The organism is Actinoplanes sp. KI2 (assembly GCF_025630775.1).
Classification (GTDB): domain Bacteria; phylum Actinomycetota; class Actinomycetes; order Mycobacteriales; family Micromonosporaceae; genus Actinoplanes.
The window spans coordinates 38,946-63,568 of record NZ_JAOSZE010000019.1; the positions used below are offsets into that span (position 1 = coordinate 38,946).

24 protein-coding genes are annotated in these 24,623 nt (G+C 71.8%); 15 read left to right on the forward strand and 9 right to left on the reverse strand.

The genetic code is table 11. The annotated features are described in order from the left end of the window. Positions 1 to 5: 5 nt before the first annotated feature. From dhaL to ODJ79_RS20950, 6 genes are all read right to left on the reverse strand, one after another. Positions 6 to 641, reverse strand: a complete 636-nt coding sequence (gene dhaL / locus ODJ79_RS20925) for a dihydroxyacetone kinase subunit DhaL (protein WP_263025203.1) — start codon at positions 639 to 641, stop codon at positions 6 to 8. 4 nt (positions 642 to 645) lie between these two features. Next, positions 646 to 1,635, reverse strand: coding sequence for a dihydroxyacetone kinase subunit DhaK (gene dhaK, locus ODJ79_RS20930; protein WP_263025204.1), 990 nt, complete (start codon positions 1,633 to 1,635; stop codon positions 646 to 648). 51 nt (positions 1,636 to 1,686) lie between these two features. Further along, positions 1,687 to 2,844, reverse strand: a complete 1,158-nt coding sequence (locus ODJ79_RS20935) for a restriction endonuclease subunit S (RefSeq protein WP_263025205.1) — start codon at positions 2,842 to 2,844, stop codon at positions 1,687 to 1,689. Then, positions 2,837 to 4,198 carry a type I restriction-modification system subunit M gene (locus ODJ79_RS20940; protein ID WP_263025206.1) on the reverse strand — a complete coding sequence of 454 codons (1,362 nt, stop codon included), beginning with the start codon at positions 4,196 to 4,198 and terminating at the stop codon, positions 2,837 to 2,839. The genes ODJ79_RS20935 and ODJ79_RS20940 overlap by 8 nt, the downstream gene beginning before the upstream one ends. A gap of 129 nt (positions 4,199 to 4,327) precedes the next feature. Further along, positions 4,328 to 5,746 (reverse strand): glycoside hydrolase family 6 protein, encoded by a 1,419-nt coding sequence (locus ODJ79_RS20945; RefSeq protein WP_263025207.1) that lies wholly within the window; start codon positions 5,744 to 5,746, stop codon positions 4,328 to 4,330. Between the two features lie 172 nt (positions 5,747 to 5,918). Beyond that, complete coding sequence (locus tag ODJ79_RS20950; RefSeq protein ID WP_263025208.1) at positions 5,919 to 6,155, reverse strand: hypothetical protein; 237 nt, start codon at positions 6,153 to 6,155, stop codon at positions 5,919 to 5,921. A 137-nt stretch (positions 6,156 to 6,292) separates the two neighbouring features. On the opposite strand from ODJ79_RS20950, the gene ODJ79_RS20955 reads away from it, so the two are divergent. The 10 genes from ODJ79_RS20955 to ODJ79_RS21000 all read left to right on the forward strand — a co-directional run bounded on the left by ODJ79_RS20955 (position 6,293) and on the right by ODJ79_RS21000 (position 14,855). Continuing rightward, complete coding sequence (locus tag ODJ79_RS20955; protein WP_263025209.1) at positions 6,293 to 7,579, forward strand: enolase C-terminal domain-like protein; 1,287 nt, start codon at positions 6,293 to 6,295, stop codon at positions 7,577 to 7,579. A gap of 112 nt (positions 7,580 to 7,691) precedes the next feature. Next, positions 7,692 to 8,720, forward strand: coding sequence for a sugar ABC transporter substrate-binding protein (locus tag ODJ79_RS20960; protein ID WP_263025210.1), 1,029 nt, complete (start codon positions 7,692 to 7,694; stop codon positions 8,718 to 8,720). Beyond that, a complete protein-coding gene (locus ODJ79_RS20965) occupies positions 8,717 to 10,207 on the forward strand; it encodes a sugar ABC transporter ATP-binding protein (RefSeq protein WP_263025211.1) in 1,491 nt (496 codons plus the stop codon). The genes ODJ79_RS20960 and ODJ79_RS20965 overlap by 4 nt, the downstream gene beginning before the upstream one ends. A gap of 3 nt (positions 10,208 to 10,210) precedes the next feature. Continuing rightward, positions 10,211 to 11,221 (forward strand): ABC transporter permease, encoded by a 1,011-nt coding sequence (locus ODJ79_RS20970; RefSeq protein WP_263025212.1) that lies wholly within the window; start codon positions 10,211 to 10,213, stop codon positions 11,219 to 11,221. A gap of 52 nt (positions 11,222 to 11,273) precedes the next feature. Beyond that, a complete protein-coding gene (locus ODJ79_RS20975) occupies positions 11,274 to 11,585 on the forward strand; it encodes an L-rhamnose mutarotase (RefSeq protein WP_263025213.1) in 312 nt (103 codons plus the stop codon). Further along, positions 11,582 to 12,550, forward strand: coding sequence for an aldo/keto reductase (locus ODJ79_RS20980; protein WP_263025214.1), 969 nt, complete (start codon positions 11,582 to 11,584; stop codon positions 12,548 to 12,550). The genes ODJ79_RS20975 and ODJ79_RS20980 overlap by 4 nt, the downstream gene beginning before the upstream one ends. Continuing rightward, positions 12,547 to 13,488 carry an amidohydrolase family protein gene (locus tag ODJ79_RS20985; RefSeq protein WP_263025215.1) on the forward strand — a complete coding sequence of 314 codons (942 nt, stop codon included), beginning with the start codon at positions 12,547 to 12,549 and terminating at the stop codon, positions 13,486 to 13,488. Before ODJ79_RS20980 ends, ODJ79_RS20985 begins: the two co-directional genes overlap by 4 nt. A gap of 9 nt (positions 13,489 to 13,497) precedes the next feature. Then, complete coding sequence (locus ODJ79_RS20990) at positions 13,498 to 14,184, forward strand: FadR/GntR family transcriptional regulator (protein ID WP_263025216.1); 687 nt, start codon at positions 13,498 to 13,500, stop codon at positions 14,182 to 14,184. A 58-nt stretch (positions 14,185 to 14,242) separates the two neighbouring features. Then, complete coding sequence (locus tag ODJ79_RS20995; RefSeq protein WP_263025217.1) at positions 14,243 to 14,485, forward strand: hypothetical protein; 243 nt, start codon at positions 14,243 to 14,245, stop codon at positions 14,483 to 14,485. Then, positions 14,475 to 14,855, forward strand: a complete 381-nt coding sequence (locus ODJ79_RS21000; protein ID WP_263025218.1) for a DUF6582 domain-containing protein — start codon at positions 14,475 to 14,477, stop codon at positions 14,853 to 14,855. Before ODJ79_RS20995 ends, ODJ79_RS21000 begins: the two co-directional genes overlap by 11 nt. Here ODJ79_RS21000 and ODJ79_RS21005 read toward each other — a convergent pair. After that, a complete protein-coding gene (locus tag ODJ79_RS21005; RefSeq protein ID WP_263025219.1) occupies positions 14,832 to 15,602 on the reverse strand; it encodes an aminoglycoside phosphotransferase family protein in 771 nt (256 codons plus the stop codon). The genes ODJ79_RS21000 and ODJ79_RS21005 overlap by 24 nt on opposite strands. Positions 15,603 to 15,678: 76 nt before the next feature. Next, the gene (locus tag ODJ79_RS21010; protein WP_263025220.1) at positions 15,679 to 16,248 is read right to left on the reverse strand and encodes a hypothetical protein; all 570 of its coding nucleotides are present in this window, start codon (positions 16,246 to 16,248) and stop codon (positions 15,679 to 15,681) included. A gap of 71 nt (positions 16,249 to 16,319) precedes the next feature. On the opposite strand from ODJ79_RS21010, the gene ODJ79_RS21015 reads away from it, so the two are divergent. The 5 genes from ODJ79_RS21015 to ODJ79_RS21035 all read left to right on the forward strand — a co-directional run bounded on the left by ODJ79_RS21015 (position 16,320) and on the right by ODJ79_RS21035 (position 23,310). After that, positions 16,320 to 17,231, forward strand: coding sequence for a TAXI family TRAP transporter solute-binding subunit (locus ODJ79_RS21015; RefSeq protein ID WP_263025221.1), 912 nt, complete (start codon positions 16,320 to 16,322; stop codon positions 17,229 to 17,231). Between the two features lie 78 nt (positions 17,232 to 17,309). After that, positions 17,310 to 20,126 carry an FAD-binding and (Fe-S)-binding domain-containing protein gene (locus ODJ79_RS21020; RefSeq protein WP_263025222.1) on the forward strand — a complete coding sequence of 939 codons (2,817 nt, stop codon included), beginning with the start codon at positions 17,310 to 17,312 and terminating at the stop codon, positions 20,124 to 20,126. 10 nt (positions 20,127 to 20,136) lie between these two features. Continuing rightward, positions 20,137 to 20,793, forward strand: coding sequence for a response regulator transcription factor (locus ODJ79_RS21025; protein ID WP_263025223.1), 657 nt, complete (start codon positions 20,137 to 20,139; stop codon positions 20,791 to 20,793). 12 nt (positions 20,794 to 20,805) lie between these two features. Further along, on the forward strand, positions 20,806 to 22,173 hold the full coding sequence (locus ODJ79_RS21030; RefSeq protein ID WP_263025224.1) for a sensor histidine kinase: 1,368 nt from the start codon (positions 20,806 to 20,808) through the stop codon (positions 22,171 to 22,173). 159 nt (positions 22,174 to 22,332) lie between these two features. Further along, entirely contained in the window at positions 22,333 to 23,310 is a 978-nt protein-coding gene (locus ODJ79_RS21035; RefSeq protein WP_263025225.1) for an SEC-C domain-containing protein, read from the forward strand. Here ODJ79_RS21035 and ODJ79_RS21040 read toward each other — a convergent pair. Beyond that, complete coding sequence (locus ODJ79_RS21040; protein ID WP_263025226.1) at positions 23,307 to 24,527, reverse strand: YncE family protein; 1,221 nt, start codon at positions 24,525 to 24,527, stop codon at positions 23,307 to 23,309. The genes ODJ79_RS21035 and ODJ79_RS21040 overlap by 4 nt on opposite strands. Between the last annotated feature and the right edge of the window lie 96 nt (positions 24,528 to 24,623).

Consider the following 24,623-nt stretch of genomic DNA (forward strand, 5'->3'; position numbering starts at 1 on the left):
GCGGATCAGGCCAGCGATCTGGCCGCGGCGGCCAGCAGGAGCGTCACCGAGGTCGCCCCCGGGTCCTGATGCCCCGCGCTGCGCTCGCCGAGATAGCTGGCCCGCCCCTTGCGAGCCACCATCGGGATCGTCTTTGCCCGGCCCTCCTCCGCCGCGCGCACCGCCGCGTCGAGCGCCTCGGCCAGCGGCTGCCCGTCGGCGACCGCCGATTCGAGCGCCTCGACGGCGGGGCCGAGCGCGTCCAGCATCGTCTTGTCCCCGGGCGACGCCTTGCCGCGCTGGACCACGCCGTCGTGCGCCGCCCGGAGCATCTTCGCGAGGTCGTTGCCGTCGAGTTGCTCCGCGTCGCCGACGGTCGTGGACATCCGGAGGAAGGCCGTGCCGTAGAGCGGGCCCGACGCCCCGCCGACGGTGCTGACCAGCGTCATCCCCGTACGCTGGAAAAGCTGGTTCGGACGGCCCGGGCGTTCGCTCTCCAGCGTGCTGACCACCGCGCTCATCCCTCGATCCATGTTGATGCCGTGGTCGGCGTCGCCGATCGCCGAGTCGAGCTCGGTGAGCATCTCCTTGTGTTCGGCGATGAGCCGCGCGAACTCGCGGATCCACGCATCCAGCGCGGCGATGTCCACAGTGTCGGCCATGGTCTCAGACTCCCCAGCGCAGCGCGGGCGTGCGCACCGGCGCGTCCCACAGGCGCAGGATCTCGTCGTCGGCCTTGACCAGGGTGACCGAGCAGCCGGCCATGTCCAGGCTGGTGATGTACGGCCCGACCAGCGTGCGGGCGACCGGAACGCCGGCCTTCGCGAGGAGCGTCGAGACCTCCTGGTACATGACGTACAGCTCGATGAGCGGCGTCGCGCCCATGCCGTTCAGGAAGGCGATCACGCCGTCGCCGCCGGTGAAGTCGTGGTCGGCGAGGATCGGGGAGACCAGCATCTCGGCGATCTCGGCCGCGGTGCCCAGCGGGACGCGGCGCCGGCCGGGCTCGCCGTGGATGCCGATGCCCACCTCGATCTGGCCGGCGGGCAGGTCGAACGTGGGCTTGCCGGCCGCCGGAACCGTGCACGACGTGAGCGCGACGCCCATGCTGCGGCCGTTGGCGTTCACTTTCCGGGCGACGTCGGCCACTTCGGCGAGCGGGCGACCCTCCTCGGCCGCGGCGCCGGCGATCTTCTCGACCAGCACCGTGACGCCGACCCCACGCCGGCCGGCCGTGTAGAGGCTGTCCTCGACGGCGACGTCGTCGTTGGTCACCACCGCGACGACCTCGGTCTCGGCCATCTCGGCGGCCATCTCGAAGTTCATCACGTCGCCGGTGTAGTTCTTGACGATGTGCAGCACGCCGGCGCCGCCGTCGACGCCCTTGGTGGCCGCGAGCATCTGATCGGGAACCGGCGAGGTGAAGACCTCACCGGCGCAGGCCGCGTCGAGCATGCCCATCCCGACGAACCCCGCGTGCAGCGGCTCGTGCCCGGACCCGCCACCGGAGACGAGCCCCACCTTGCCCCGCACCGGCGCGTCGCCGCGGAACACGACGCGCTGCTCATGATCGACCCTCAGCTCCGGATGTGCGGCCGCCACGCCACGCAGTGCATCCACGACGACCTGCGCCGGATCGTTGATGAGCTTGTTCATACCGACAACCTACGCCGCGACCGGACCCAGGTGGTGATCATCAACCCCAGTTCAAAACCGGTTTTCGGGTACGGGTCGAAGCGCACCGGAGAGCAGCCGCGGCAGCAGGTAGTCGCGCAGCGCCGACAACGCATCGTTCTCCTCGGCGAGGTGGTCCCGGAGCGCGAACAGGGAACGGACCCGCTCGGTGAACCCGGCGATCGCCTCGGCCGCCGGCAGGCGCACCCGGACCGCGAGGGCGTGCCCGCGGTTGAGCCCGGGAACCGCCGAGTCCTGGTTCATCCGGCTCAACTTCAACGACGAGAGCAGGAAGTACGCGTACGGGAAGCCCAGGTTTGGGTCTTTGAGGCGTACGTAGTAGGTCGTGTCGATCGGATAGAACCCGATCGGCGACCAGTGCACCGAGCCGACCGTACCCTTGCGGCCGACGATCACGCCGGGCCCCTCGACGAGCGGCCGGTCGTGGCTGCCGGAGACGCCGCCGCTGCCGTAGACCGGGACGTCCCCCGGGCGGCGCCGGGCGGCGGGCAGGGCCTTGCCGTAGACCAGGTCGATGACGTCCCCGAGCGCGCACGTTCGCTCATGTCCGGCGCTCACCCGGTCGAACTCGGCCGCGGCCAGGTCACCGGCGATCCGCGCCGCCTGCTCGTTCCCGGCGATCTTGTCGTCCAGCGCGGACAGCACGTCGGCGATCGCGGTCTGCGCGGCCAGCGGCGGAATCACGATCGGCAGCGACGCGAGGATGCCGAGGTTGATGTGCGGCACCCCGGTGGTGATGGCGCTGGTGCGGATCGCGTCCACCATGGCCGGCGATCGGAACTGGTGGTACACGAAGCGCGGGTCGGCCTTGGCCGGATCGACCCGCAGCCGCATCTGGCTCTGCGAGATCAGGTAGCGGTCGTGGCCGGCCGGCACGATGCCGACCTGGCCGAGCGTGCCGCGCTGGGTGAAGACGACGTCGCCGGGGCGCGCCTGATTGTGCGCGAGCGACGCCGCCTTCTCCGCGGTGACGTACACGAAGGCCGACGCGTCGAAGGTGCTCCGCGTCGAGAGGTTGCCGCCGCGGATCACCGGAACGCCGTCGCCGACGTAGTCCTTGCCGCCCAGCGATGACCCGAACGGGCCGCCGACCAGCCCTTTCGGCGCCGCCACGTCGCGCAGCGTCCCCTTCGGCCACTCCGGCAGCGTCCCCTTCGGCCAGTCAGTCATGCAGGCGCCCGAGCTGATCGCGCACCATCGCCTCCAGCCGCGCCGACTCCTCGAACTGCGCGTACAGCTCCTTGGTCAGCCGCTCGATGCGATCGGCGACCGGCTCGGTCTCCTCGTCGCGCGCCACGGTCCCCACGTAGCGACCCGGGTTGAGCACGTAATCCTGCTCGGCGACCTCTTCGACCGACGCCGAGAAGCAGAAACCGGGCACATCCTCGTACCCGTCGGACCGCCACGCCCGATAGGTGCCGGCGATCCGCGCGATGTCGCTGGTGGTCAGGATCCGTTCGGTGCGGTCCACCATCGTGCCGAGCCCGCGCGCGTCGACGAACAGGATCTGCCCGCGGCGGGCGCTCTTGTTCCGCGCCAGGAACCAGACGCAGGCCGGAATCGCCGTGGTGCGGAACAGGTTCGCGGGCAGCGCCACCATGCAGGCGACCAGATCGGCGCGCACCAGCGCCGCCCGGATCGTCCCCTCCCCCATCTGCCGCGACGACATCGACCCGTTCGAGAGCACCACGCCCGCGCTGCCGTCGCCGGCCAGCTTCGCCGCGATCAGCTGCAGCCAGGCGAAGTTGGCGTTGCTCAGCGGCGGCACGCCGAACCGCCAGCGCGGGTCGTGCGGGTCGCGCTGCCAGTCGGACTGGTTGAACGGCGGGTTCGCCAGGATGAAGTCGGCCCGCAGCCCCGGGTGCAGATCGTTGGCGAAGGTGTCGCCCCACCGATCGCCGAGCCCGCTCGGATCCATGCCGTGAATGGCGAGGTTCATCTTGGCGAGCCGCCACGTGCGCTCGTTGCTCTCCTGCCCGCGTACGGAAAGGTCGGGTTTGACCTTGGCGGACTGCACGAACATCCCGCCCGACCCGCAGCAGGGGTCGTAGACGACGCCGCGATCGGGTTCGAGCACCTCGACCAGCAGCCGCACCACCCCCGCCGGCGTGTAGAACTCGCCGGCCCGCTTGCCCTCGGCGCGGGCGAAACGCTCGAGAAAGTACTCGTAGGACTCGCCGAGCACGTCCCGCTTCTCGCCGGCGAACCGCGCATCTCCGATCAGCGCGACGAGCTCGGCGAGCCGACCCTGATCGAGGCTGCGGAACACCTTCGGCAGCACACCGGCGAGCGCCGGATTGTCCCGCATGATCGAGTCCATCGCCGCGTCGAGTTTCGCGCCGTCGCCGCCGGCCAGATCGGCCCACCGGACCCCGAGCGCACCCATGTCCGAGACGTGCTTGAGAAAGACCAGGCCGAGGATGAACTCCTTGTACTGCCCGGCATCGACCGAACCGCGCAGCTTCTCGGCCGCCCGCCAGAGCAGCTCCTGAATCTCCCGCGTCCGTGACACCCCGGCTTTCATCCGCGCATGCTCCCACAGCCCGCGCCGCACGCATCGGTACGACGCGTCGGAAACAGTCCTCGGCGGACTCGGAGTTCAGCGATGCCCGGATGGCCGGGGCCCGGCCGAAAGCGGCCGGGCCCCGGGAGGTCAGCGGGTGGTGCAGGTGATCGTCGGGGTGTTTGGCGTGCCGTTGGCGAGGAAGCCGAACTGAGCCGTGGCGCCCGCGGCGAGCGATCCGTTCCAGGACAGGTTGCGCACGGTCACGGTCGGCGAGCTCGAAACCAGTTCGCCGTTCCACAGCTGGGTGATCTGCTGGCCGGAGCCGAGCGGCCAGGTGACCGTCCAGCCGGTGATCGCGGCGCTGCCGGCCTTGACCGTGACCATGCCCTGGAAGCCGCCCTGCCAGAAACTGGCGGTCTGGTACGTGGCCGAGCAGCCGCCGACCGGCGCGGTGGTCGGTGGTGTGGTGGGAGCGGTCGTCGGCGGCGTGGTGGGGCCGGTCGTCGGGGGCGTCGTCGGGGGCGTCGTCGGCGGCGTGGTGGGAGCCGTCGTCGGCGGGGTGGTCGGGGCGGTGGTCGGCGGGTTCGGGGCCGAGCTGGCCAGGCTGTACGCCAGGTCGGGCTGGAAGGATCCGGCCGTGTACTTGCAGCCGTCCGCCTCGCCGGGCGGCTTCACCCACAGGTACGCGTCGATGTTCGCGTCGCCGGTCGCCGTGGTCGGGTACTGGCCGATCCGGCGGTCGGTGTTGTCGTCGGCGCACCAGTCGCCGGCCGCGCCGCCGTTGCGGCTGGTGTCGATGACCTGGTGCTTGCCGGAGACGCCCTGGCCCTGGAGGGAGGAGAGGACGCTGCGCCCGTACGACGCCTCGCTGTTGGTGGGGTTGAAGTTGGAGACGTTGGTGAAGAAGCCGTCCGCGTCGGCGACGCCCGCGGCCACCAGCCGACCGGCCTGGTCGCCGGCGCTGTTCCAGGTGGAGTGGCCGGCGTCGAGGTAGACCTTGGCGTTCGGGTTGGCCGCCTTGATGGTCCGGGTGGCGGTGCGCAGGGCCTGGTCGCGGGCGCTGATGTCGCTCGAGCTCAGGCAGGTCTGCAGGGCCAGCGAGTCGGGCTCGAGCATGACCAGGGCGGTCCTGCTGCCGAGTCCGCGGGCCAGGTTGCCGATCCACGTCTGGTACTGGTTGAGATCGGGCGCGCCGCCGGCCGAGGCGCCGCCGCAGTCCCGGTTGGTGATGCCGTAGACGGTGAGCACCGGTATCTGCCCGGCGGCGTTGGCTCCGTTGACGTACGTGGAGACCTCGCTCTGCACGGTGCTGATGTTGAAGTTGGCGAACCAGCGCGAGGCGGGCTGGCTGGCGATCTTGTCGCGGATCACCGCAGTACGGGAGTCGTTGGGGTTGGCGGCGACCCACCGCGCGACGGCGGTGTCCGGGTCGCGGTAGAGGGTGCCGCTGACGGTGCCGGCGTGCGCGGTGCCGGCGGCGAACCAGACGCCGGCCGCGGTGGCGAGACCGGCGGCGATGGCGGTGGTCAGCCGCCGGGCGCGGGGGGATGCGGGGAGAGGGGACACGGGCCTTCCTTCCAAGGAGCGACATCCGTCTATGGGAGCGCTCCCAAGGTAACCCGCCGGAAATGCCAGGGCAACAGTTGCGACCGGGTCGGCTCGCTCAAGGCTCAAGCACCCGAGTTCCGGCGGTCGGGCCGGGACTCAAGCACCCGAGTTCCGGCGGTCGGGCCGGGACTCAGGCGCCCGAGTCCCGGCGGTCAGCTTCGGCGTCGGCCTCGCCCACCGGGACGCCGTCGGAGTCTCGCTCGGCGGGGGTGATTTCGACGTTGGCGCCCGAGGCAGCCGCGTCGGCATCGGCATCCGAGGCACCGACCGTGGGCCCGGCCTCCTCCTCGGGCTCGTCCGGGCGGGCCGGGTCGCGGTGGCGGGGAACGTAGGCCATGCCGACGGGCAGGCCTTGCGGAGAAGTCATGACTGTCGCTTACCCAGGGAATCGGCGACTACTACCGGCGGCGGGCGGTCAATGGTAGACATCCGATGTATGAAGCCGTACGTGCGCGACGAAGCCTTTCACAAGCAACCAGCCGACACAATCATCGGATCACCGGCGTGAGCGGGGCGCGGATCACGGCGATCGAGACGTACGACATCCGGTTTCCGACCTCGCTGCAGCTGGACGGCTCGGACGCGATGAACCCGGACCCGGACTACTCGGCGGCATATCTCGTGCTGCGCACCGACGACCCGGACGGGCACGCCGGGCACGGGTTCGCGTTCACCATCGGGCGCGGCAACGACGTGCAGACCGCGGCGATCGCGGCGCTCACCCCGTACCTGATCGGGAGGCCGGCCGACGCGGACCTCGGCGAGCTGTGGCGGGAGCTGGTGCACGACTCGCAGTTGCGCTGGCTGGGCCCGGAGAAGGGGGTCATGCACATGGCGATCGGGGCGGTGATCAACGCCTTCTGGGATCTCGCGGCGAAGCGGGCCGGCCTTCCGCTGTGGCAGCTCCTGGCCCGGATGTCGCCGGAGGAGATCGTCCACCTGGTCGACTTCCGGTATCTGAGCGACGCGATCACCGAGGCCGAAGCGCTCGCGATATTGCGGGAGCGATCGGACGGCAGGCGGGAGCGCGCGGCGAAACTGATCACCGCGGGCTATCCCGCCTACACCACCTCGCCGGGCTGGCTCGGCTATTCCGACGACAAGCTGCGCCGGCTCTGCAAGGAGGCGGTCCAGCAGGGCTTCCGGCAGATCAAGCTCAAGGTCGGGGCCGACCTCGACGACGATCGCCGGCGGCTGCGCATCGCCCGGGAGGCCTGCGGCCCCGACATCCGGATCGCGGTCGACGCCAACCAGCGCTGGGACGTCCCGGTCGCGATCGAGTGGATCCGCGCGCTCGCGCCGTGGGACCCGTGGTGGGTCGAGGAGCCGACCAGCCCCGACGACATCCTCGGCCATGCCGCGATCGCCCGCGCCATCGCGCCGATCAAGGTGGCGACCGGTGAGCACGTACCGAATCGGATCGTTTTCAAGCAGTTGCTGCAGGCGCGTGGCCTCGACTATCTCCAGTTGGACGCGGCCCGGGTGGCCGGGGTCAACGAGAACATCGCGATCCTGCTGCTCGCGGCCAAGTTCGGGGTGCCCGTCTGTCCGCACGCCGGCGGGGTCGGCCTGTGCGAACTGGTGCAGCACCTGTCCATGTTCGACTACGTCGCCGTCTCGGGCTCGATGGAAGACCGGATCATCGAGTACGTCGATCACCTGCACGAACACTTCGTCGACCCGGTGACGGTCCGCGACGGCCGCTACGTCACGCCCACCGCCCCCGGCTTCAGCTCGGCGATGCGGGCCGGAACGTTGACGACGTTCGCGCACCACTCATCGGATGGATGACGCGAACTTCGGGGACCAACTCTTGATTTCGGGCATGTGAAGCTGATAAACATCCGATCTATCGCCACCTCGCTCTTCGAAACGCCTGACCACCGGGAATCGGGGAACCACCATGAGGTACGCATTCCGATCGGCGCTCGCCGCCGTCCTGATCATGTCCGTGGCCGCCTGCGCCAACGACAAGACCACCGCCGCGAGCAGCGGCGGCAACCCCGCGATCGGCGTGGACCTCCCCCGCGCCGACTCGGACTTCTGGAACTCGTACGCGAAGTACGTCCCCAAGTTCGCCACCGAGCTCGGCATCAACATGATGCCGCCGACCAACTCGCAGAACGACGTGGCGAAACTGGTCGCCAACACGCAGGCCCTGGTCAGCCAGGGCGCCAAGGCGATCGTGATGGCACCCCAGGACACCGGGGCGATCGCCACCACGCTCGACACCCTCGCCGGCAAGAAGATCCCGGTGGTCTCCGTGGACACCCGGCCCGACAAGGGCAAGGTCTTCATGGTGGTGCGCGCCGACAACCGCGCCTACGGGCAGAAGGCGTGTGAATTCCTCGGCCAGAAGCTGAACGGCCAGGGCAAGGTCATCGAGTTCCAGGGCTCGCTCTCCTCCATCAACGGCCGGGACCGATCCGAAGCGTTCGCCGACTGCATGAAGACGAAGTTCCCCGGCATCACCGTCTTCGCCGAGCCGACCGAGTGGGAGGGCGCCAAGGCGGCCGCCGCGCTGCAGACCCGGCTCGCCCAGCACCCCGACATCAAGGGCATCTACATGCAGGCCGGCGGCGTCTTCCTCGCCCCGACGCTGCAGGTGCTCAAGTCGAAGAACCTGCTGGTGCCGCCGACCGATCCGAAGCACATCTTCGTGGTCTCCAACGACGGCATCCCGCAGGAGTACGCCTCGATCCGCAAGGGCGAGATCGACGCGACCGTGTCACAGCCCGCCGACCTGTACGCCAAGTACGCGCTCTTCTACGCGAAGGCCGCGCTCGACGGCAAGACGTTCCAGCCCGGCCCGACCGACCACGACTCGACCATCGTCGACGTCGGCAACGGCACCCTCGAGGACCAGCTGGCGGCGCCGCTGGTCACCAAGGACAACGTCGACGACAAAACCCTGTGGGGCAACCAGATATGACGGCGGTTGCCGCGGAGCACATCACCAAGCGGTACGGCGCGACGACCGCCCTCGACGACGCGGGCGTCTCCCTTCTCGACGGGGAGACGCACGCGCTGGTCGGCCGCAACGGCGCCGGCAAGTCGACGCTCGTGTCCATCCTGACCGGCCTGCAGCGGGCCGACTCGGGGCGGGTCACGTTCGACGGCGAGCCGGCGCCGCCGCTCGCCGATCGGGACGCCTGGCGGCGGCGGGTCGCCTGCGTCTACCAGAAGTCGACCATCATCCCGACGCTCACCGTCGGCGAGAACCTCTTCCTCAACCGCCAGCAGACCCGGCGGGGGCTGATCGACTGGCGCGGGCTGCGGCGGCGCGCCGGCGACGTGCTCGGCCGCTACGGCGTCGCGATCGACCCGGCGACCGTCGCCGGGGACCTCACGGTCGAACAGACCCAACTGGTCGAGATCGCTCGCGCGCTCTCGTTCGGGGCCCGGTTCATCATCCTCGACGAGCCGACCGCGCGGCTCGACGCGGCCGCCATCGAGCGGCTGTTCGAGCGGATGCGCGACCTGCGGGCCGCCGGGGTCACGTTCCTGTTCATCTCCCATCACCTGCAAGAGGTGTACGAGGTGTGCCAGCGCGTGACAGTGTTCCGCGATGCTCGACATGTGCTCACCGCGGGCGTCGACGAACTGCCGCACGACGAGCTGGTCCGGGCGATGACCGGGGACGCGCCGGTCACCGCCGCCGCGGCGCGGACGTTCGCCGGGGACGGCCCGGTGGTGCTCGACGTACGCGGGCTGACGCTGGCCGACCGCTACCAGGACGTCGGCCTCGAGGTGCGGGCCGGCGAGATGGTCGGCCTGATCGGATCGGGGTCGAGCGGCAAGAACGCCCTCGCGCAGACCCTCGCCGGGCTGCTGAAGGCGGACACCGGCACGGTGACGATCGCCGGGGTCACGCCCCGCCCGGGCAGCGTGCCGGCCGCGCTCGGCGCCGGGCTCGGCTATCTGCCGCAGGACCGGCACTCCGAGGGCCTGGTGCCGCTGCTGTCGGTGGCCGAGAACGCCACCATGACGATCACCGACCGGCTCGGCCCGGCCGGGATCGCGCTGCCGGCCCGCCGCCGGGCGGCCGCGGTCGCCATGATCGACGAGTACGACATCCGCACCAGCGGGCCGGACCAGCCGGTCGAGGGTCTCTCCGGCGGCAACGCGCAGAAGGTGGTGCTGGCCCGCGCGCTGGCCAGCAACCCGAAGGCGCTGGTGCTGGTCAGCCCGACGGCCGGGGTCGACGTCCGGTCCAAGCAGTCGCTGCTGTCGGCGGTCGTGCGGGCCGCGGCCGGCGGCACCGCCGTGCTGATCGTCTCCGACGAGCTGGACGACGTGCGCGACTGCGATCGGGTGCTGGTCATGTTCCACGGCCGGGTGGTGCACCACGCCGGGAAGGGCTGGGACGACAACGCGCTCATCGGCGCTGTCGAAGGCGTACGGCAAGAGAGGGGTTAGGGAGTGACCGGAACGCCCACGCTGGCCACCACGCCCGCGCAGCCACGGCCACGGCTGCGGTTCGCCCGGTTCCGCGATCTGGCGCTGGTGCCCGCCATCCTGGTGCTGGTGCTGGTCGGTGCGCTGATCGACCCGGTGTTCCTGACCCGCGACAACCTGGTCAACGTGCTGCAACAGCAGACCGAGCTGTCGCTGCTGGTACTGGCGGAGTCGGTGATCCTGATCGCGGGCAAGTTCGACCTGTCGCTCGAGTCGACCATCGGGCTCGCCCCGGCGCTCGCGCTCGGCCTGGTCATCCCGACCGCCAGCCACGGCCTCGGCACCGAGTGGCCGACCGCGCTCGCGATCCCGATCTGCCTGCTCACCGGCGCGGTGATCGGCGCGTTCAACGGGCTGCTGATCCTGCGCTTCCGGCTGTCCGCGTTCATCGTCACGCTCGGCATGCTGATCGTCCTCCGTGGACTGCAGATCGGTCTGACCGGCGGGCAGAACCTGTTCGACATCCCGCCCTCGGTGCTCTACCTGGGCAACGCGACCTGGCTCGGGCTGCCCGCCTCGATCTGGATCTGCGCCGTGCTGTTCGCGGCCGGCATCCTGGCGCTGAGCTTCCTGCGGGCCGGGCGGGCGGTCTATGCGATCGGCGGGAACGTCGACGCGGCCCGGGCGGCCGGCATCCGCACCGACCGGGTCGTCTGGCTCGTGCTCGTCGTCGGCAGCCTGCTGGCCGCGCTGGCCGGGCTCCTGATGACCGGGCGGTTCGGATCGGTCGCGGCCGCACAGGGGCAGGGCATGATCTTCACGGTCTTCGCGGCCGCGGTGATCGGCGGGGTCAGCCTCGACGGCGGGAAGGGGACGTTGTTCGGGGCGCTCTGCGGCGTGCTGGTGATCGGCCTGATCAACAACATCCTGACGCTCGGCGGGGTCTCGGCGCAGTGGATCCAGGCGATCTACGGGGCGATCATCCTGGCGGCGCTGGTGCTGGCCCGGCTGACCTCAGGAAAGGCACAGGACTGATGCCGGAGATTGCACTGCACACCCGGCCGGGTCCGGGCCCGGAGGAGGACTGATGCCGGAGATTGCGCTGCACACCCGGCTGCGTCCGGGCAAGGAGCGGGAGTACGAGGCGGTGCACGCCACCATCCCGCCGGCGCTGGACGAGGCGCTGCGGTCGGCCGGGGTCCGTTCGTGGCGGATCTGGCGGGACGGGCGCGATCTGTTCCACCTGGTCGAGGTCGACGACTACCGGCGGATGCGGGCACACCTGCGGGATCATCCGGCCAACGTGCCGTGGCAGGCGCGGATGGCGGAGCTGTTGGAGGTCGAGGACGACTACTCCGGCGAGGACGACGGCCTGCACCTGGTCTGGAGACTGCCGTGACAAGGCTCGGCCTGGGGTGCGCGCAGCTCGGCAACCTCTACACCGCGATCTCCGACGAGACGGCATCGGCGACGGTTTCGGCGGCGTGGGACGCGGGGGTGCGGTACTTCGACACCGCGCCGCACTACGGGCTCGGGCTCTCCGAACGCCGGCTGGGGGCCGCGCTGCGGGGGCGGCCCCGGGATGCGTACACGATCAGCACCAAGGTCGGTCGCCTGCTGGTGCCGTCGCCGTCGACGGCCGGGGAGCCGGACCCGGCCGGGTTCGTCGTGCCGGCCGCCTATCGGCGGGAGTGGTCGTTCACCGCGGACGGCGTGGTGCGCTCGCTCGCGGGCAGCCTGGATCGGCTCGGGCTGAACCGGGTCGATCTCGTGCTGATCCACGACCCGGAGGATCACTCGCGGGCGGCGCTCGACGAGGCGTATCCCGCGCTGCACGCGCTGCGGGCGGAGGGCGTGGTGCGAGCGATCGGGGTCGGCTCGACGAAGGCGGCCGTTCTCGATCGGTTCGTGGCGGACACCGACATCGACGCGGTTCTGGTGGCCGGGCGGTACACGCTGCTCGAGCAGCCGGCCCTGGACTCGCTGCTGCCGTCGTGCCTGCGGCGGGGAGTCGCGGTGCTCAACGGCGGGGTGTTCAACAGCGGTCTCCTCGCGGTCGACGAGCCGCACGCCGGGCTCCCCTACGAATACCGCGAGGCGCCGGATTCGATCGTTGCGCGGGCGCGAGCGATCGCGACCGTTTGTGCGCGGCATGGCGTGTCGCTGCCGGGGGCGGCGCTCGCGTTCGCCGCGGCACACCCGGCGATCGCCTCGGTGGTGATCGGGGCGCAGACGCCGGAACAGGCTCGGCGAAACTTCGCGCTCGCGGCGGCTCCGCCCCCACCGGCCGAGATGTGGGCAGAGCTGGTCGACCATGGCCTGCTCCGCGCGGATGCGCCCGTTCCCGATCGGGCCGCGGCGTGATTGTGGACGCGCACCACCACCTCTGGCGGATCGACCAGGGGTACTCGTGGCTGAACGCGACCGAGGTGGAGCCGATCCGGCACACCTTCTCCCCGGCCGAGCTGCGGGCCGAGCTGACCGCCCACGGCGTGGACCGGACCGTGCTGGTCGAGGGTGGGCGGTGCGACGGCGACGAGGCTCGGCTGCTCTTCGGGTACCTCGCGGAGACTCCGGAGATCGCGGGGGTGGTGGCGTGGGCCGATCCCTGCTCACCCGATCTCGACGAGACTCTGCTCGGCTACCGGGCGCTGCCGGGCGGGGAGCGGCTCGTGGGCATTCGGGAGCAGATTCAGGGCGTCGACGACCCGGGGTACCTCGATCGGGACGATCTGCGTCGCGGGCTGAGCACCATCGGCGCCCAGGGGCTCGCTTTCGACCTGGTGATCCGGGCCGATCAGATCGCGGCGGCGGCGCGGCTGGCCGGGGAGTTGCCGGCGGTACGGTTCGTCCTCGACCACCTCGGGAAGCCGGCGATCAGAACGGGCCGGTTCCGGTCGTGGGCGGCCGACCTCGCGCTGCTGGCGGCCTGTCCGAACGTGACCGCGAAACTGTCCGGACTGGTCACCGAGGCGTCGTGGGATTCCTGGACGGTTGACGATCTGCGGCCGTATGTCGAGGAGGCGCTCCGGCTGTTCGGCGCGGACCGGCTCATGTTCGGATCCGACTGGCCGGTCTGCACGCTGGCCCCGGCATCCCGGAACGACGCCGGACCGGAGCGCGGCGACGCGTCGAGGGCGGCCGCCGGTAACGCGGAGCACGAGAACGCCGAACGCGGGAACGCGTCGGCTTCGGCGTACGGGAAATGGTTTGCGGCCTTGGAGGTGATCCTGCCGGCAGACGCGCGCGAGGCGGTCCTCGGCGGGACGGCCGCGCAGACCTACCATCTGTCTCTGGACTAGGGAGCGCACGTGGCAGTCACCGACGAGGCGATCGAGAAGATCAAGGCGATGATCGTCGCGGGCGATCTGCGGCCCGGCGATCGGCTCCCCCGCGAGGCCGACCTCGCCGAGCGGCTCGGACTGTCGCGCAACTCCCTGCGCGAGGCGGTGAAGGCGCTGTCGCTGATCCGGGTGCTCGACGTGCGGCAGGGCGACGGCACCTACGTGACCAGCCTCGCCCCGCAAATGCTGCTGGATGCGCTGAACTTCATCGTCGACTTCCACCGCGACGACACCGTCCTGGAGTTCTTCGAGGTCCGCCGCATCCTCGAACCGGCCGCCACCGCGCTGGCCGCCCAGCGGATGTCCGATGACGACGTGCGCGAGCTGGGCAAGGTCCTCGCCGATCTGAGCGACGACGCCGGGATCGACGAGCTGGTCGCGAACGATCTGGAGTTCCACCACCGGATCGCCGCGGGGTCGGGAAACACGCTGCTCTGTTCGCTGATCGACAGCCTGTCGGGCCCGACCACCCGCGCGCGGATCTGGCGGGGCCTGACCCAGGCCGGCGCGGTGGAGAAGACCCGCGAGCAGCATGCCGCGATCCTCGGCGCGATCGCCACCCGCCAGCCGGAACTGGCGCGCTCGTGGGCCACCGTGCACGTCGCGGGGGTCGAGGACTGGCTGCGGGTCGCCCTGCAGGACCCGGTTGGTTGATCGGCAGCAACTATTCGGGGGAAGGCCGTGCCCGGTTGTTTGCTTAAAGTTCCTGACTATGGGCTTGCTTGGACGGCTGCGCGACCACCGCAAACGGGACCGCATCCCGACCGAGCTGTTCATGCCGGCGCCCGCCTTCCCGGCGTACCAGAGCGAGCCACTGATCCCCGACTTCCTGCCCGCACCGCCGATCACCGCGACGCCCGCACCGCCGACCACCGCGACGCCCGCACCGCCGGTCACCGCGCCCAAGCGGCGTAATCAACGGGCCACGGGGTATGACACCCGGTATGGCCACTAACCGGAACGAACTGGATGCCGAAGACCGGAACGCGCTGAGCGAGAGCAGCTTCGCCTTCCCGCGCGAGCGCAAGGAGCCGCTCACCGACGCGAGCCACGTGCGCAACGCGATCGCCCGCTTCGATCAGGTGCGCGACGTGACCGATGCCGAGCGCGAAGAGGCGTTCCGCCGGATCAAGCGGGCCGCCGGCAAGTACGGCATCACCATGACCGAGACCCGCTGGCAGGAGCTGGGCAAGCCGTCGGCCGGCCGCAAGTCCTCGGACCAGGAGAAGACCAAGGCGCAGCTGATGTCCGAGGCCAAGCGGCGCGGCATCACCGGCCGCTCACACATGACCAAGGCCGAGCTAGTCCGCGCCTTGCAGAAATAGCTCCGACGTAGCGATCTGGGCTCTCAACACGTCGACCTCGCAGCCCGGCCGGAACGGGTCGAAGCCGTGCTCGACCAGCCAGCGAACCGCGAGCAGGCTGCGCACCGACCACCAGGCCCGGATCACGTCGAGGTCGACGCCGCCGCCGTAGCCGGCCACGACGTCGCCGAGGTGCTCGCGGTGCCCGAGCGTCAGGGTGGCGAGGTCGAACAGGGCGTCGCCGCGGGCCGCCTCGGACCAGTCGAGCACGCCGGTGACCTCGTCACCGTCGACGAACACGTGGCTGACGTGCAGGTCGCCGTGGGTGAAGGCCGGTTGCCACGGGCGGAGCGCGGCCTCGGCGATCCGGCGGTTCCGGGCGACCAGGCCGGCGGGGAGGATGCCGGTCGCGACGAGCCGCTCGCATTCGCCGTCGAGCCGGGCGGCGATCTCGTCGAGGCTCCGCCCGGGCCAGGGTGGCAGCGGCGCGTCGTGCAGTCTCCGCACGGCGGCGCCGGCCGCGGCCCACGCCGCCGGCGACGCGGCCGACGGCTCGCCGAGGTGGCCGATCGCGGACCCGGGGAGGGCGGCGAGCGCGAGCACCGGCGGCTTACGCCACAGGACCTCCGGGGTCGGGACCGGCGCGAGGGTCATCGCCTCGACCTCGACGTCGGTGAGCGCCTGATCGGCGTCGATCTTCAGGAAGACGTCGCCGACCCGCAGGGTCGTGCGGGCGCGGTGTGCGATGACGACCTCGACTTCCGGCACGCCCAGAATTGTCGCGAAACGCCCATCGGAGCGCCACCGGTTATGCGTGGGTGATCCCGGGCCCGGCCGCGACGGCTTATGCGTGGGTGATTCCGGGCGCGCCCGCGACGGCGACCATGACACAGCCGGGCCGGCGGGACACCTCGGTGGCGACGTCCAGCAGGCGGGCCGCGCGTACCAGAACCGCGGCCATCTCATGATCACCCAGCCGGACCGACGTCAGGTCGCCGCGCCGGCGGCGGCCGCCGGCCAGCAGCGCCGCCCGCCAGGCGGCGTGCGCCAGCGTCAACCGCTGGGCATGCCGCGGCGAGGACGCCCCGAGCGCCTGATCGCCGAGCAGCGCCTGCCGTCCCTGCCGCCAGGCCGCCGCGATCATCCGGGCGGTCGCCGCCCGCTGCGCCTCCGGCACGTGCACCCGCTGCAGGTCGTACCGCCGCCGGCCGCCCCCCGATTGCACCTCGTGCTCCGCCGCAACGCCGAGGCGAGTGAGCAACAAGGTCAGGCGGCCGGCGGCGTCCCCCCGGTCGAACTCGATCACGGCGGCGGGCCGTCCCTGGGCGAGCGCGCAGCCGACGAGGCAGGCTGCCTCGAAGGCCGTCGGCAGCGCGGCGGCGAGCACGATGTCCCGGGCCTGATCGCGGTTCATCCCGTTACCGTGACCGATCGGGCCGTTCGGCGGGTACACCACCGGCGCGGACTTGAGGGAAACTTGCGCCGGTGAGACGTCGCGGCTTCCTGGGTGGGCTGGCCGCCTTGACCCTTTCCGGGTGCGTGGGCCGGCCGCCGCGGCACCGCGTCGTGCGGATCGCCACCGGCAGCCCGACGGCCGTCTACTACGCGATCGGCTCGGCCTTCGCCCGGGTCATCGACCAGGACCTGCCGAACACCGGCGCGAGCGTGCTGGTCACCGCCGCGTCCGCGGAGAACCTGCAGCTCATCGCGACCGGCCGGGCCGAGGTCGGGTTCACCCAGGCGGACGTCCTGGTCTCCGGTGGCGCCTCGGCGCCGTCGATGGCCGCGCTGGCCCGGGTGTACGACGACCTGCTGCACCTGGTGGTACGGGCGGACGGGCCGATCCGTACCCTCGAAGATCTTGCCGGAAAGCGGGTGTCGATCGGGGCCCAGGGCTCCGGCACGGTGGTGACCGTGCGGCGGCTGCTGACCGTGGCCCGGATGCGCGGCATCGACGAGCGCCACCTCAGCCTGGACGACTCGCGGTTGGCGCTCACCGCCGGCAACATCGACGCGTTCTTCTTCTCCGGCGGGCTGCCGGTCGCCGGGATCAAGGAGCTCAGCGCGACCGTCCCGACCCGGCTGGTCGATTTGTCCAAGTGGGCGGGCGACCTGCGCAAGACCTACAGCGACGTGTACGTCGTCCGCGACGTCCCGATTTCCGCGTACCAGATGCCGGCCGTCGCCACGGTCGCGGTGCCCAACCTGCTGGTCGTCGCGTCGTCGATGGACGACGACCTGGCGTTCGACCTGACCCGGCTGCTGCTGGAGCGCCGCGAGGTGCTGGCCGCCGCGCACCCGGCGGCCGAACGGCTGGACATCCGCTCGGCGATCGGCACCCTGCCGGTGCCGCTGCATCCGGGTGCGGCCCGCTACTACCGGTCGGTCAAGCCCTGACCGCGGTGCTGTCCCACCCCCTGGGTAGCGTCCGGGGAGGTGGTTGGCGCGGCATGCGGTGGTGGAAAGGTCGGGCACATGAGTGAGTCGAGTGAGCTGGTGCGCCGGCTGCGCGGGGCGGGGATCGCCGACGTGCTGGATGATGCGACCAACCGCTCGATGTACGCGTCCGACGCCTCGCTCTACCGCATCGTGCCGCAGGCGGTGGTGCGCCCGCGGGCCGAGGAGGAGGTCGCCGCCGCGCTGGCGGTCTGCCGCGACCTCGGTGTGCCGCTCACGGCGCGCGGCGCGGGGACGTCGGTGGCCGGCAACGCGATCGGCCCGGGCGTGGTGCTCGACTTCAGCCGGTATCTGAACCAGGTCCTCGAGGTGGACCCCGCGAGCCGGACCGCCCGGGTGCAGGCCGGCACGGTGCAGGCCGTGCTGCAGGCGGCGGCGAAACCGCACGGGCTGCGGTTCGGGCCCGACCCGTCCACGCACACCCGCTGCACGATCGGCGGGATGATCGGGAACAACTCGTGCGGCTCCCGGACGCTGGGCTACGGGCGTACGTCGGACAACGTGGCCGGCTGGAGCGCGCTCACGATCGGCGGCGAGCGGCTCGTCGCGAACGGCACGGAGATCAGCGGCGCCGAGAAGACGATCACCGGGCTGCGCGAGACGATCGCCGCCAACCTGGCCGTCGGCCGCACCGAGTTCGGGCGTTTCGGGCGGCAGGTCTCCGGCTACGCGGTGGAGCATCTGCTGCCGGAGCGCGGCTTCAACGTCACCGAGTTCCTGGTCGGCAGCGAGGGCACCCTCGCGGTGGTCACCGAGGCGACCGTCCGCCTGGTGGCCGATCCGAAATATCGGATTCTGGTGGTGCTGGGCTACCCCGACTTCGGCGCCGCGGGCGACGCGGTGCCGGGGATCCTGGAGTTCCACCCGACCGCGTGCGAGGGCATCGACTCGCGCATCTGCGACATCGTGCGCAGCCGCCGCGGGCCGGGCGCCGTGCCGCCGCTGCCGGGCGGGCACGCCTGGCTGATGGTCGAGATCGCCGGGGACGATCTCGGCGAGGCGCGGGCGCAGGCCGAGCGGCTGGCGAAGTCGGCGGGTGCGGTCGACACGCTGGTGGTGGAGGACACCGCGGCGGCCGCGCCGCTCTGGCGGATCCGGGAGGACGGCGCGGGCCTCGCCGGCCGGGCACCCTCGGGACTGCCGGCGCACGGCGGCTGGGAGGACGCGGCCGTGCCGCCCGCGAAGATCGGGGCGTATCTGCGCGACTTCGACGCGCTCTGCGTGCAACACGGCCTGAGCAACATGCCGTACGGGCACCTGGGCGACGGCTGCGTGCACGTGCGGCTCGACTTCCCGCTCGACAAGCCCGGCGGTCCGGCGAAGTTCCGCGCGTTCCTGGAGGACGCCGCCGATCTGGTGGTGAGCTACGGCGGCTCGCTCTCCGGCGAGCACGGCGACGGCCGGGCCCGCAGCGAGTTGCTGAGCCGGATGTACTCGCCGGCCGCGATCGGCCTGTTCCGCGAGATCAAGGCCACGTTCGACCCGGGCAACCTGCTCAACCCGGGCACCATCGCCGACCCCGACCCGGTGGACGCGAACATCCGGGTGGCCCAGGCCCGGCCGGTGCGCGCCCGGCTGGCGCTGGCGTACCACGCCGATCACGGTGACTTCAACCAGGCCGTGCACCGGTGCACCGGGGTCGGCAAGTGCCGGGCCGACACCAGCGTGCTCGGCGGCGTGATGTGCCCGTCCTACCTGGCGACGAAGAACGAGAAGGACTCGACCCGGGGCCGGGCGCGGGTGCTGCAGGAGATGCTCGACGGTGATCTTGCGCCCGGCTGGCGCTCGGACGCCGTACACGATGCGCTCGATCTTTGTTTGTCCTGCAAGGGCTGCGCGAGCGACTGCCCGACCGGGATCGACATGGCGGCCTACAAGTCCGAGGTGCTGCACCAGAGCTACAAGGGGCGGCTGCGGCCGCGGTCGCACTACGCGCTGGGCTGGCTGCCACGGTGGTCGCGGCTGGCCTCGAAGATGCCGCGCCTCGCCAACCGGATGACCGCTCTGCCGGGGTTGCGGAACGTCGCGCTCTTCCTGGCGGGCGTGGACAAGCGGCGGGCCATTCCGAAGTTCGCGCCGCAGACGTTCCGCCAGTGGTTCGCCGGGCGGACGGTGACCACCGGCAAGCCGGTCGTGCTCTTCGTGGACAGCTTCACCGATCATTTCGACCCGGAGATCGCCAAGGCCGCCGTCGACCTGCTCACCGACGCCGGGTACGCGCCGCGGCTCACCAGCAGGGCGGCGTGCTGCGGGCTGACCTGGATCTCGACCGGGCAGCTGGACGCGGCCAAGCGCATCCTCGGCCGTACGGTCGACGAGCTGGCCGAGGCGGCGGAGAACGGCGTGCCGATCGTCGGCCTCGAACCGTCCTGCACCGGGGTCCTGCGCGGCGACCTGCCGGAGCTGCTCGACGGCGACCGGGCCCGGAAGGTCAGCGCGGCGACCGTCACCGTGGCGGAGCTCCTGTCGCGTACGGCGGATTGGACCCCGCCCTCGCTGGACGGCCTGAAGGTGATCGCCCAGCCGCATTGTCACCAGCACGCGGTGATGGGCTGGGAGGCCGACGCGAAACTGCTGAAGGCGGCCGGGGCCGAGGTCGTCCGGCTGGGCGGCTGCTGCGGGCTGGCCGGCAACTTCGGGGTCGAGCGCGGGCACTACGAGGTGTCGGTCCAGGTGGCCGAGCAGCAGCTGCTGCCCGCCCTGCAGCGGAAGAAACCGGGGGACGTGTTCCTCGCCGACGGGTTCTCCTGCCGCACCCAGTCGGCGGATCTCGCCGGCGTTCCGGGCACCCATCTGGTCCAACTGCTGGCCGGTGCCCGGGCCCGGATGAAGTAGATTTCGCCGCGTGCGGATTCTGCTGGTGGAGGACGACCGCCGAGTCAGCTCGGTCATGGTCTCGATGCTGCAGCGCCGCGGCTACGAGGTCGAGCACGCCGCGACCGCCACCGCGGCGCTCGAGGCCGCCCCGTGCGACCTGGTGCTGCTCGACATGAACCTGCCCGACGGCGACGGCCTGGACGTGTGCCGGGCGTTGCGGGCCCGCAACGATCAGGTCGGCATCATCGCGGTCACCGCCCGCGCCGAGGAGCGCGACCGGGTCACCGGCCTGCGGGTCGGCGCCGACGACTACGTGGTCAAGCCGTTCTCGATGGCCGAGCTGGAGGCGCGGATCGAGGCGCTGCTGCGGCGCAGCGTCCGGCATCCCCCGCCGGCCCGGGAGGTCGCCGAGATCGGCCCGCTGCGCATCGACCACGCCGCCCGCACCGTGCACCTCGACGAGGAACCGGTCACGCTGACCCGCAAGGAGTTCGACGTGCTCGCCTCGCTGGCCCGGCAGCCCGGCGTCGCGTTGTCCCGCGAGCGCATCCTGCTCGACGTCTGGCAGACCACCTGGTCGGGCAAGCACACCCTGGAGGTGCACGTCGCGTCGCTGCGCGCGAAGCTCGGGCGCCCCGACCTGGTGGAGACGGTCCGCGGCGTCGGCTACCGTCTGCGCGCCTGACGGGGAGGCGGCGTGCGCAACCGGCTGGTCGGCACCTATGTGCTGCTGCTGTGCATGGTGCTGGTCGCCCTCGAGGTGCCGTTCGCGATCGCGCTGAGCAACCGGGAGACCGAGCGGGTGGTCGCCGACCGGCTCGCCGACGCCACCCGGTTCGCGTCACTGGCGGCGCCGGCCCTGCGCAGCGGCCGGCTCGAATCGCTCAAGGACGAGCTGCGCAGCTACTACGCGTTGTACGGGATCGCCACCATGCTGGTCGACCAGGACCAGCGCGTGCTCAGCGTGTTCGGCTCCCCGGCGACCGATTTTGACACCACGGTCCGCGGCGCTCTCGCCGGCCGGCAGGTCAGCACCCCGTCCACCCTGTGGCCGTGGGAGTCGCAGCGGCTGATCGTCGCGGTGCCGGTCAGCGACGGTGGCGCGGTGCTCGGCAGCGTGCTGCTCGCCTCGCCCACCGGGCACGCCCGGCGCTCCGAGGTCGTCTCCTGGCTGTCCCTGGGCATCGGCGGGCTCCTCGCGGTGGCCGCCTGCATCGCCACCGCGTACTGGCTGGCCGGCTGGGTGTTGCGGCCGGTGACCAGGCTGGACGCGGCGGCCCACGAGATCGCGGCCGGGGACAGCGCGGCCCGGGTGCAGCCCGGCCTGGGCCCGCCGGAACTGCGCCGGCTGTCGGCCAGCTTCAACGAGATGGCCGACGCGGTGGCCGAGTCGCTGGAGCGGCAGCGGTCGTTCGTCGCGCACGCCTCGCATCAGCTGCGCAACCCGCTGACCGTGCTGCGCCTGCGGATCGAGGACCTGGGCGGTCGCCTCTCGTCGTCCTCGGCCCGCGACGACCACGCCCTGGCGCTGGCCGAAACCGATCGCTTTGCCGACGTGCTGGACGGGCTGCTCGCGCTGGCCCGGGCGGAACGCGGCCGCCTCGCGGTGATCGAAGTGGACGCCACGGCCGTGACCATGAACCGGGCCGAGGCCTGGCGGCCACTCACCGAGCGGCGAAAGGTCGAGCTGGTCACCACGGCACCGTCCGCCCCGCTGCCGGGCCGGTTCGTCGCGACCGCCCTCGACCAGGCGCTGGACGCGCTGATCGACAACGCCATCAAGTTCACGCCGGCCGGCGGGCGGGTCGAGGTGACCGCCGCGGCGTCCGAGGGCGGGGTGGCGATTTGCGTACGCGACTCGGGTCCCGGGATGACCGAGGAGCAGTGCCGGCTGGCCACCGAGCGGTTCTGGCGCGCCCCCGACGCCCAGAACGTCGACGGCGCGGGCCTCGGCCTGTCCATCGTCGCGGTCCTGATCGAGGCCTCCGGCGGGCGGTTCACGCTGGCCCCCGCGGACGGGGGCGGCCTGGAGGCGCGGATCTGGGGACCAGGCCCCACCACCTGAGGATCCCCAGCGCCGCCCGCCGCCCCACACGCCGGCCGCGTAGATTTCGTGGATCGCGACCCGGAGGGGCAACGTCCTCGCGTGCTGACTCGAACTCGGCGGATTGAATGTGGGCCGGATCAACGGCATTCGGCGGGAGCGTCGCAGTAGCGTGGCGGTGTGCCGCTGAAAGCCGATCTGACCAGCGATGATCTGACCTCGATCCGGGAGTCCGCCCTGGGCACGGCCGATCCGCTCGGCATCGCCGCCGAGCTGGCGGACGCGGTCGATACCGGGCGGCTCGCCGACATGGCCGACGCCGGGGCGGCGCTGACGCTCGCCGCCGAGATCGCCGAGAGCCGGTCGAAGCTCGACGCCGCGCTCCGGTATGCCGCGCGGGCCGTCGAGGCGTACGGGGACCGGGTGGACGGCGAGGTCGTGAACGCCCGGGCGGTGCACGCCCGCATCCTGTTCCGGGCCGGCCGCGCCGACGAGGCGATGGCCACGGTGGAGCCGCTGCGGCCGCAGCTCACCGAGTATCCGGAGGCGGCCGCCTACGTCAGCGCGGCGCTGGCCGCCGGCGGGCGGCTCCAGCTTGCCGAGGAGTGGCTGACCGAGGCGCTGCGGTCGGCGCTCGCGGCCCGGGGCGAGCCGACCGAGCCGGACGGTGTCCTCTTCTTCCTGCTGCAGCAGCGGCACCGGGTGCGGCACGCGCTCCGCCTGCCGCACGACCAGCACGACGACCTCGCCGAGAAGCTGGAGACCCGGCTGGCGAACTCGGCGGCCCCCGCGGCCGCCGATGACCTGCTGTTCTTCCCGAGGGACGAGCTGGCGCGGGCGCTGGCCCAATGGCCGGGGCTGGCCTCGGCGTACGGCGCGGACTGGGACGAGCACCGGGCGCGCCTGGAGCGTGAGCTGACCCGGCAGGCCGGAGCGGGACAGGCCGGGCTGGGGTTGCTGCCGGGAACGGTGGCCGGTCTGACCGCGTTCGCGGGCGGCGACGGCGACCCGGCCGACCCGAGGACGCGGGCCGGCTACGCGAGCCGGATCGCCTCGGGAAGCGGCCAGATCCCGTGGCCGCCGGAGCGGAACGGGGCGTGCTGGTGCGGGTCGGGCCTCAAGTACAAGAAGTGCTGCCTCCCCCGCGGCCGTCGCTAGCGAAGGATGCCGGTGTGGCCCAGTGAGTAGCGGCCCGGCTGCGGCCAGACGCACAGGCCGTGCGGCTGCCGGCCGACCTTGATGCGGGCGAGCAGGCGCCCGGTGGTGGTGTCGATGGCGTACACCTCGGCGTGGTAGCGGCCGGAGAGCCAGAGCACCTTGCCGTCGGCGGAGACGCCGCCCATGTCGGGGCTGGTGGCGCCGGGCAGCTTCCACTTCTTGACCACCTTGCGGGTGGCGAAGCTGATCAGCGAGATGCTGCCCTCGCCCCGGTTGGCGACGTACAGGAACTTCGAGTCGCGGCTGGGATAGAGGCCGTGCGCGCCGTCGCCGGTCGGCATGAACGTCGGGGTGGTGAACCGGTCGCCGTCGAGGATCCAGACGCCGCTGGTCTGCATGTCCGCGACGTACCAGGTCCGGCCGTCCGGCGAGATCTTGATGTCCTGCGGCATCGGGTTCTCGCCGGGCAGGTGGATCTGGCCGACGACCCGGTGCGCGAGCGTGTCAACCTTGATGAGGTCGCCGGAGAACTCGCAGGTCACGATGAAGTACCGGCCGTCCGGGGAGAAGTCGGCGTGGTTCACGCCGGCGCACTTGACCGGGAGCACGTCCCGGACCGCCATGGTGTGCGGGTCGCGGAAGACGATCTCCTTCTGCTTCTCCTCCATCACCATGGCGAACTTGCCGTCGGGGGTGAAATAGAGGTTGTACGGGTCCTCCACCCGGACGGCTTTGCCGAAGCGGCCGGTGACCGGGTCGATCGGGGTCAGCTGGTTGCCGGTGTCGTCGTTCACCCACAGTGTCCGGAGATCCCAGGCGGGCACCACGTGCTGCGGTCCCCGCCCGACCGGGACGGTGCGCAGCACCCGGTACGTCCGCGGGTCGATCACGGTGACCGTGTTGCTGTCCAGGTTGGGCACGTACACCAGCGACCTGTCCCGGCGGACCACCGGGGCGAGCTCGTTGGGCCGGTCGGCGGCGTAGAGGTCGTTCGCGGCCAGCGGCGGCGGCATCCCGGGCAGCAGGTGCGCCGGCGCCACCGCGTCGGCGGTGGACTGCGGCGCGGCGGGCGCGGACGAGCCCGCGACCCAGGTGTCGGCCGGGCGGGGCTGACCGGCCGCCTGCACCACGGAGCAGCCCGCGACCGTCGGCGCCGTCAGCAGAAGGGCTACACCCAGGATGGTCCGGAGGCACGCACGGCCGAGCGGACTGGTCACATGATCCCCCACGAAACGGGGTCGCCGTGGCGGTCGGCGACCTTCGTGGTGGAACCGTAGGACAGCCGGGCAAGACACGGCGACCCGCTTCCGTGG

Coding starts and splice junctions, on each gene's coding strand:
- dhaL (WP_263025203.1), bottom strand. CDS start 641: ATGGCCGACACTGTGGACATCGCCGCGCTGGATGCGTGGATCCGCGAG.
- dhaK (WP_263025204.1), bottom strand. CDS start 1,635: ATGAACAAGCTCATCAACGATCCGGCGCAGGTCGTCGTGGATGCACTG.
- ODJ79_RS20935 (WP_263025205.1), bottom strand. CDS start 2,844: ATGACTGACTGGCCGAAGGGGACGCTGCCGGAGTGGCCGAAGGGGACG.
- ODJ79_RS20940 (WP_263025206.1), bottom strand. CDS start 4,198: ATGAAAGCCGGGGTGTCACGGACGCGGGAGATTCAGGAGCTGCTCTGG.
- ODJ79_RS20950 (WP_263025208.1), bottom strand. CDS start 6,155: ATGACTTCTCCGCAAGGCCTGCCCGTCGGCATGGCCTACGTTCCCCGC.
- ODJ79_RS20960 (WP_263025210.1), top strand. CDS start 7,692: ATGAGGTACGCATTCCGATCGGCGCTCGCCGCCGTCCTGATCATGTCC.
- ODJ79_RS20965 (WP_263025211.1), top strand. CDS start 8,717: ATGACGGCGGTTGCCGCGGAGCACATCACCAAGCGGTACGGCGCGACG.
- ODJ79_RS20975 (WP_263025213.1), top strand. CDS start 11,274: ATGCCGGAGATTGCGCTGCACACCCGGCTGCGTCCGGGCAAGGAGCGG.
- ODJ79_RS20995 (WP_263025217.1), top strand. CDS start 14,243: ATGGGCTTGCTTGGACGGCTGCGCGACCACCGCAAACGGGACCGCATC.
- ODJ79_RS21000 (WP_263025218.1), top strand. CDS start 14,475: ATGGCCACTAACCGGAACGAACTGGATGCCGAAGACCGGAACGCGCTG.
- ODJ79_RS21010 (WP_263025220.1), bottom strand. CDS start 16,248: ATGAACCGCGATCAGGCCCGGGACATCGTGCTCGCCGCCGCGCTGCCG.
- ODJ79_RS21020 (WP_263025222.1), top strand. CDS start 17,310: ATGAGTGAGTCGAGTGAGCTGGTGCGCCGGCTGCGCGGGGCGGGGATC.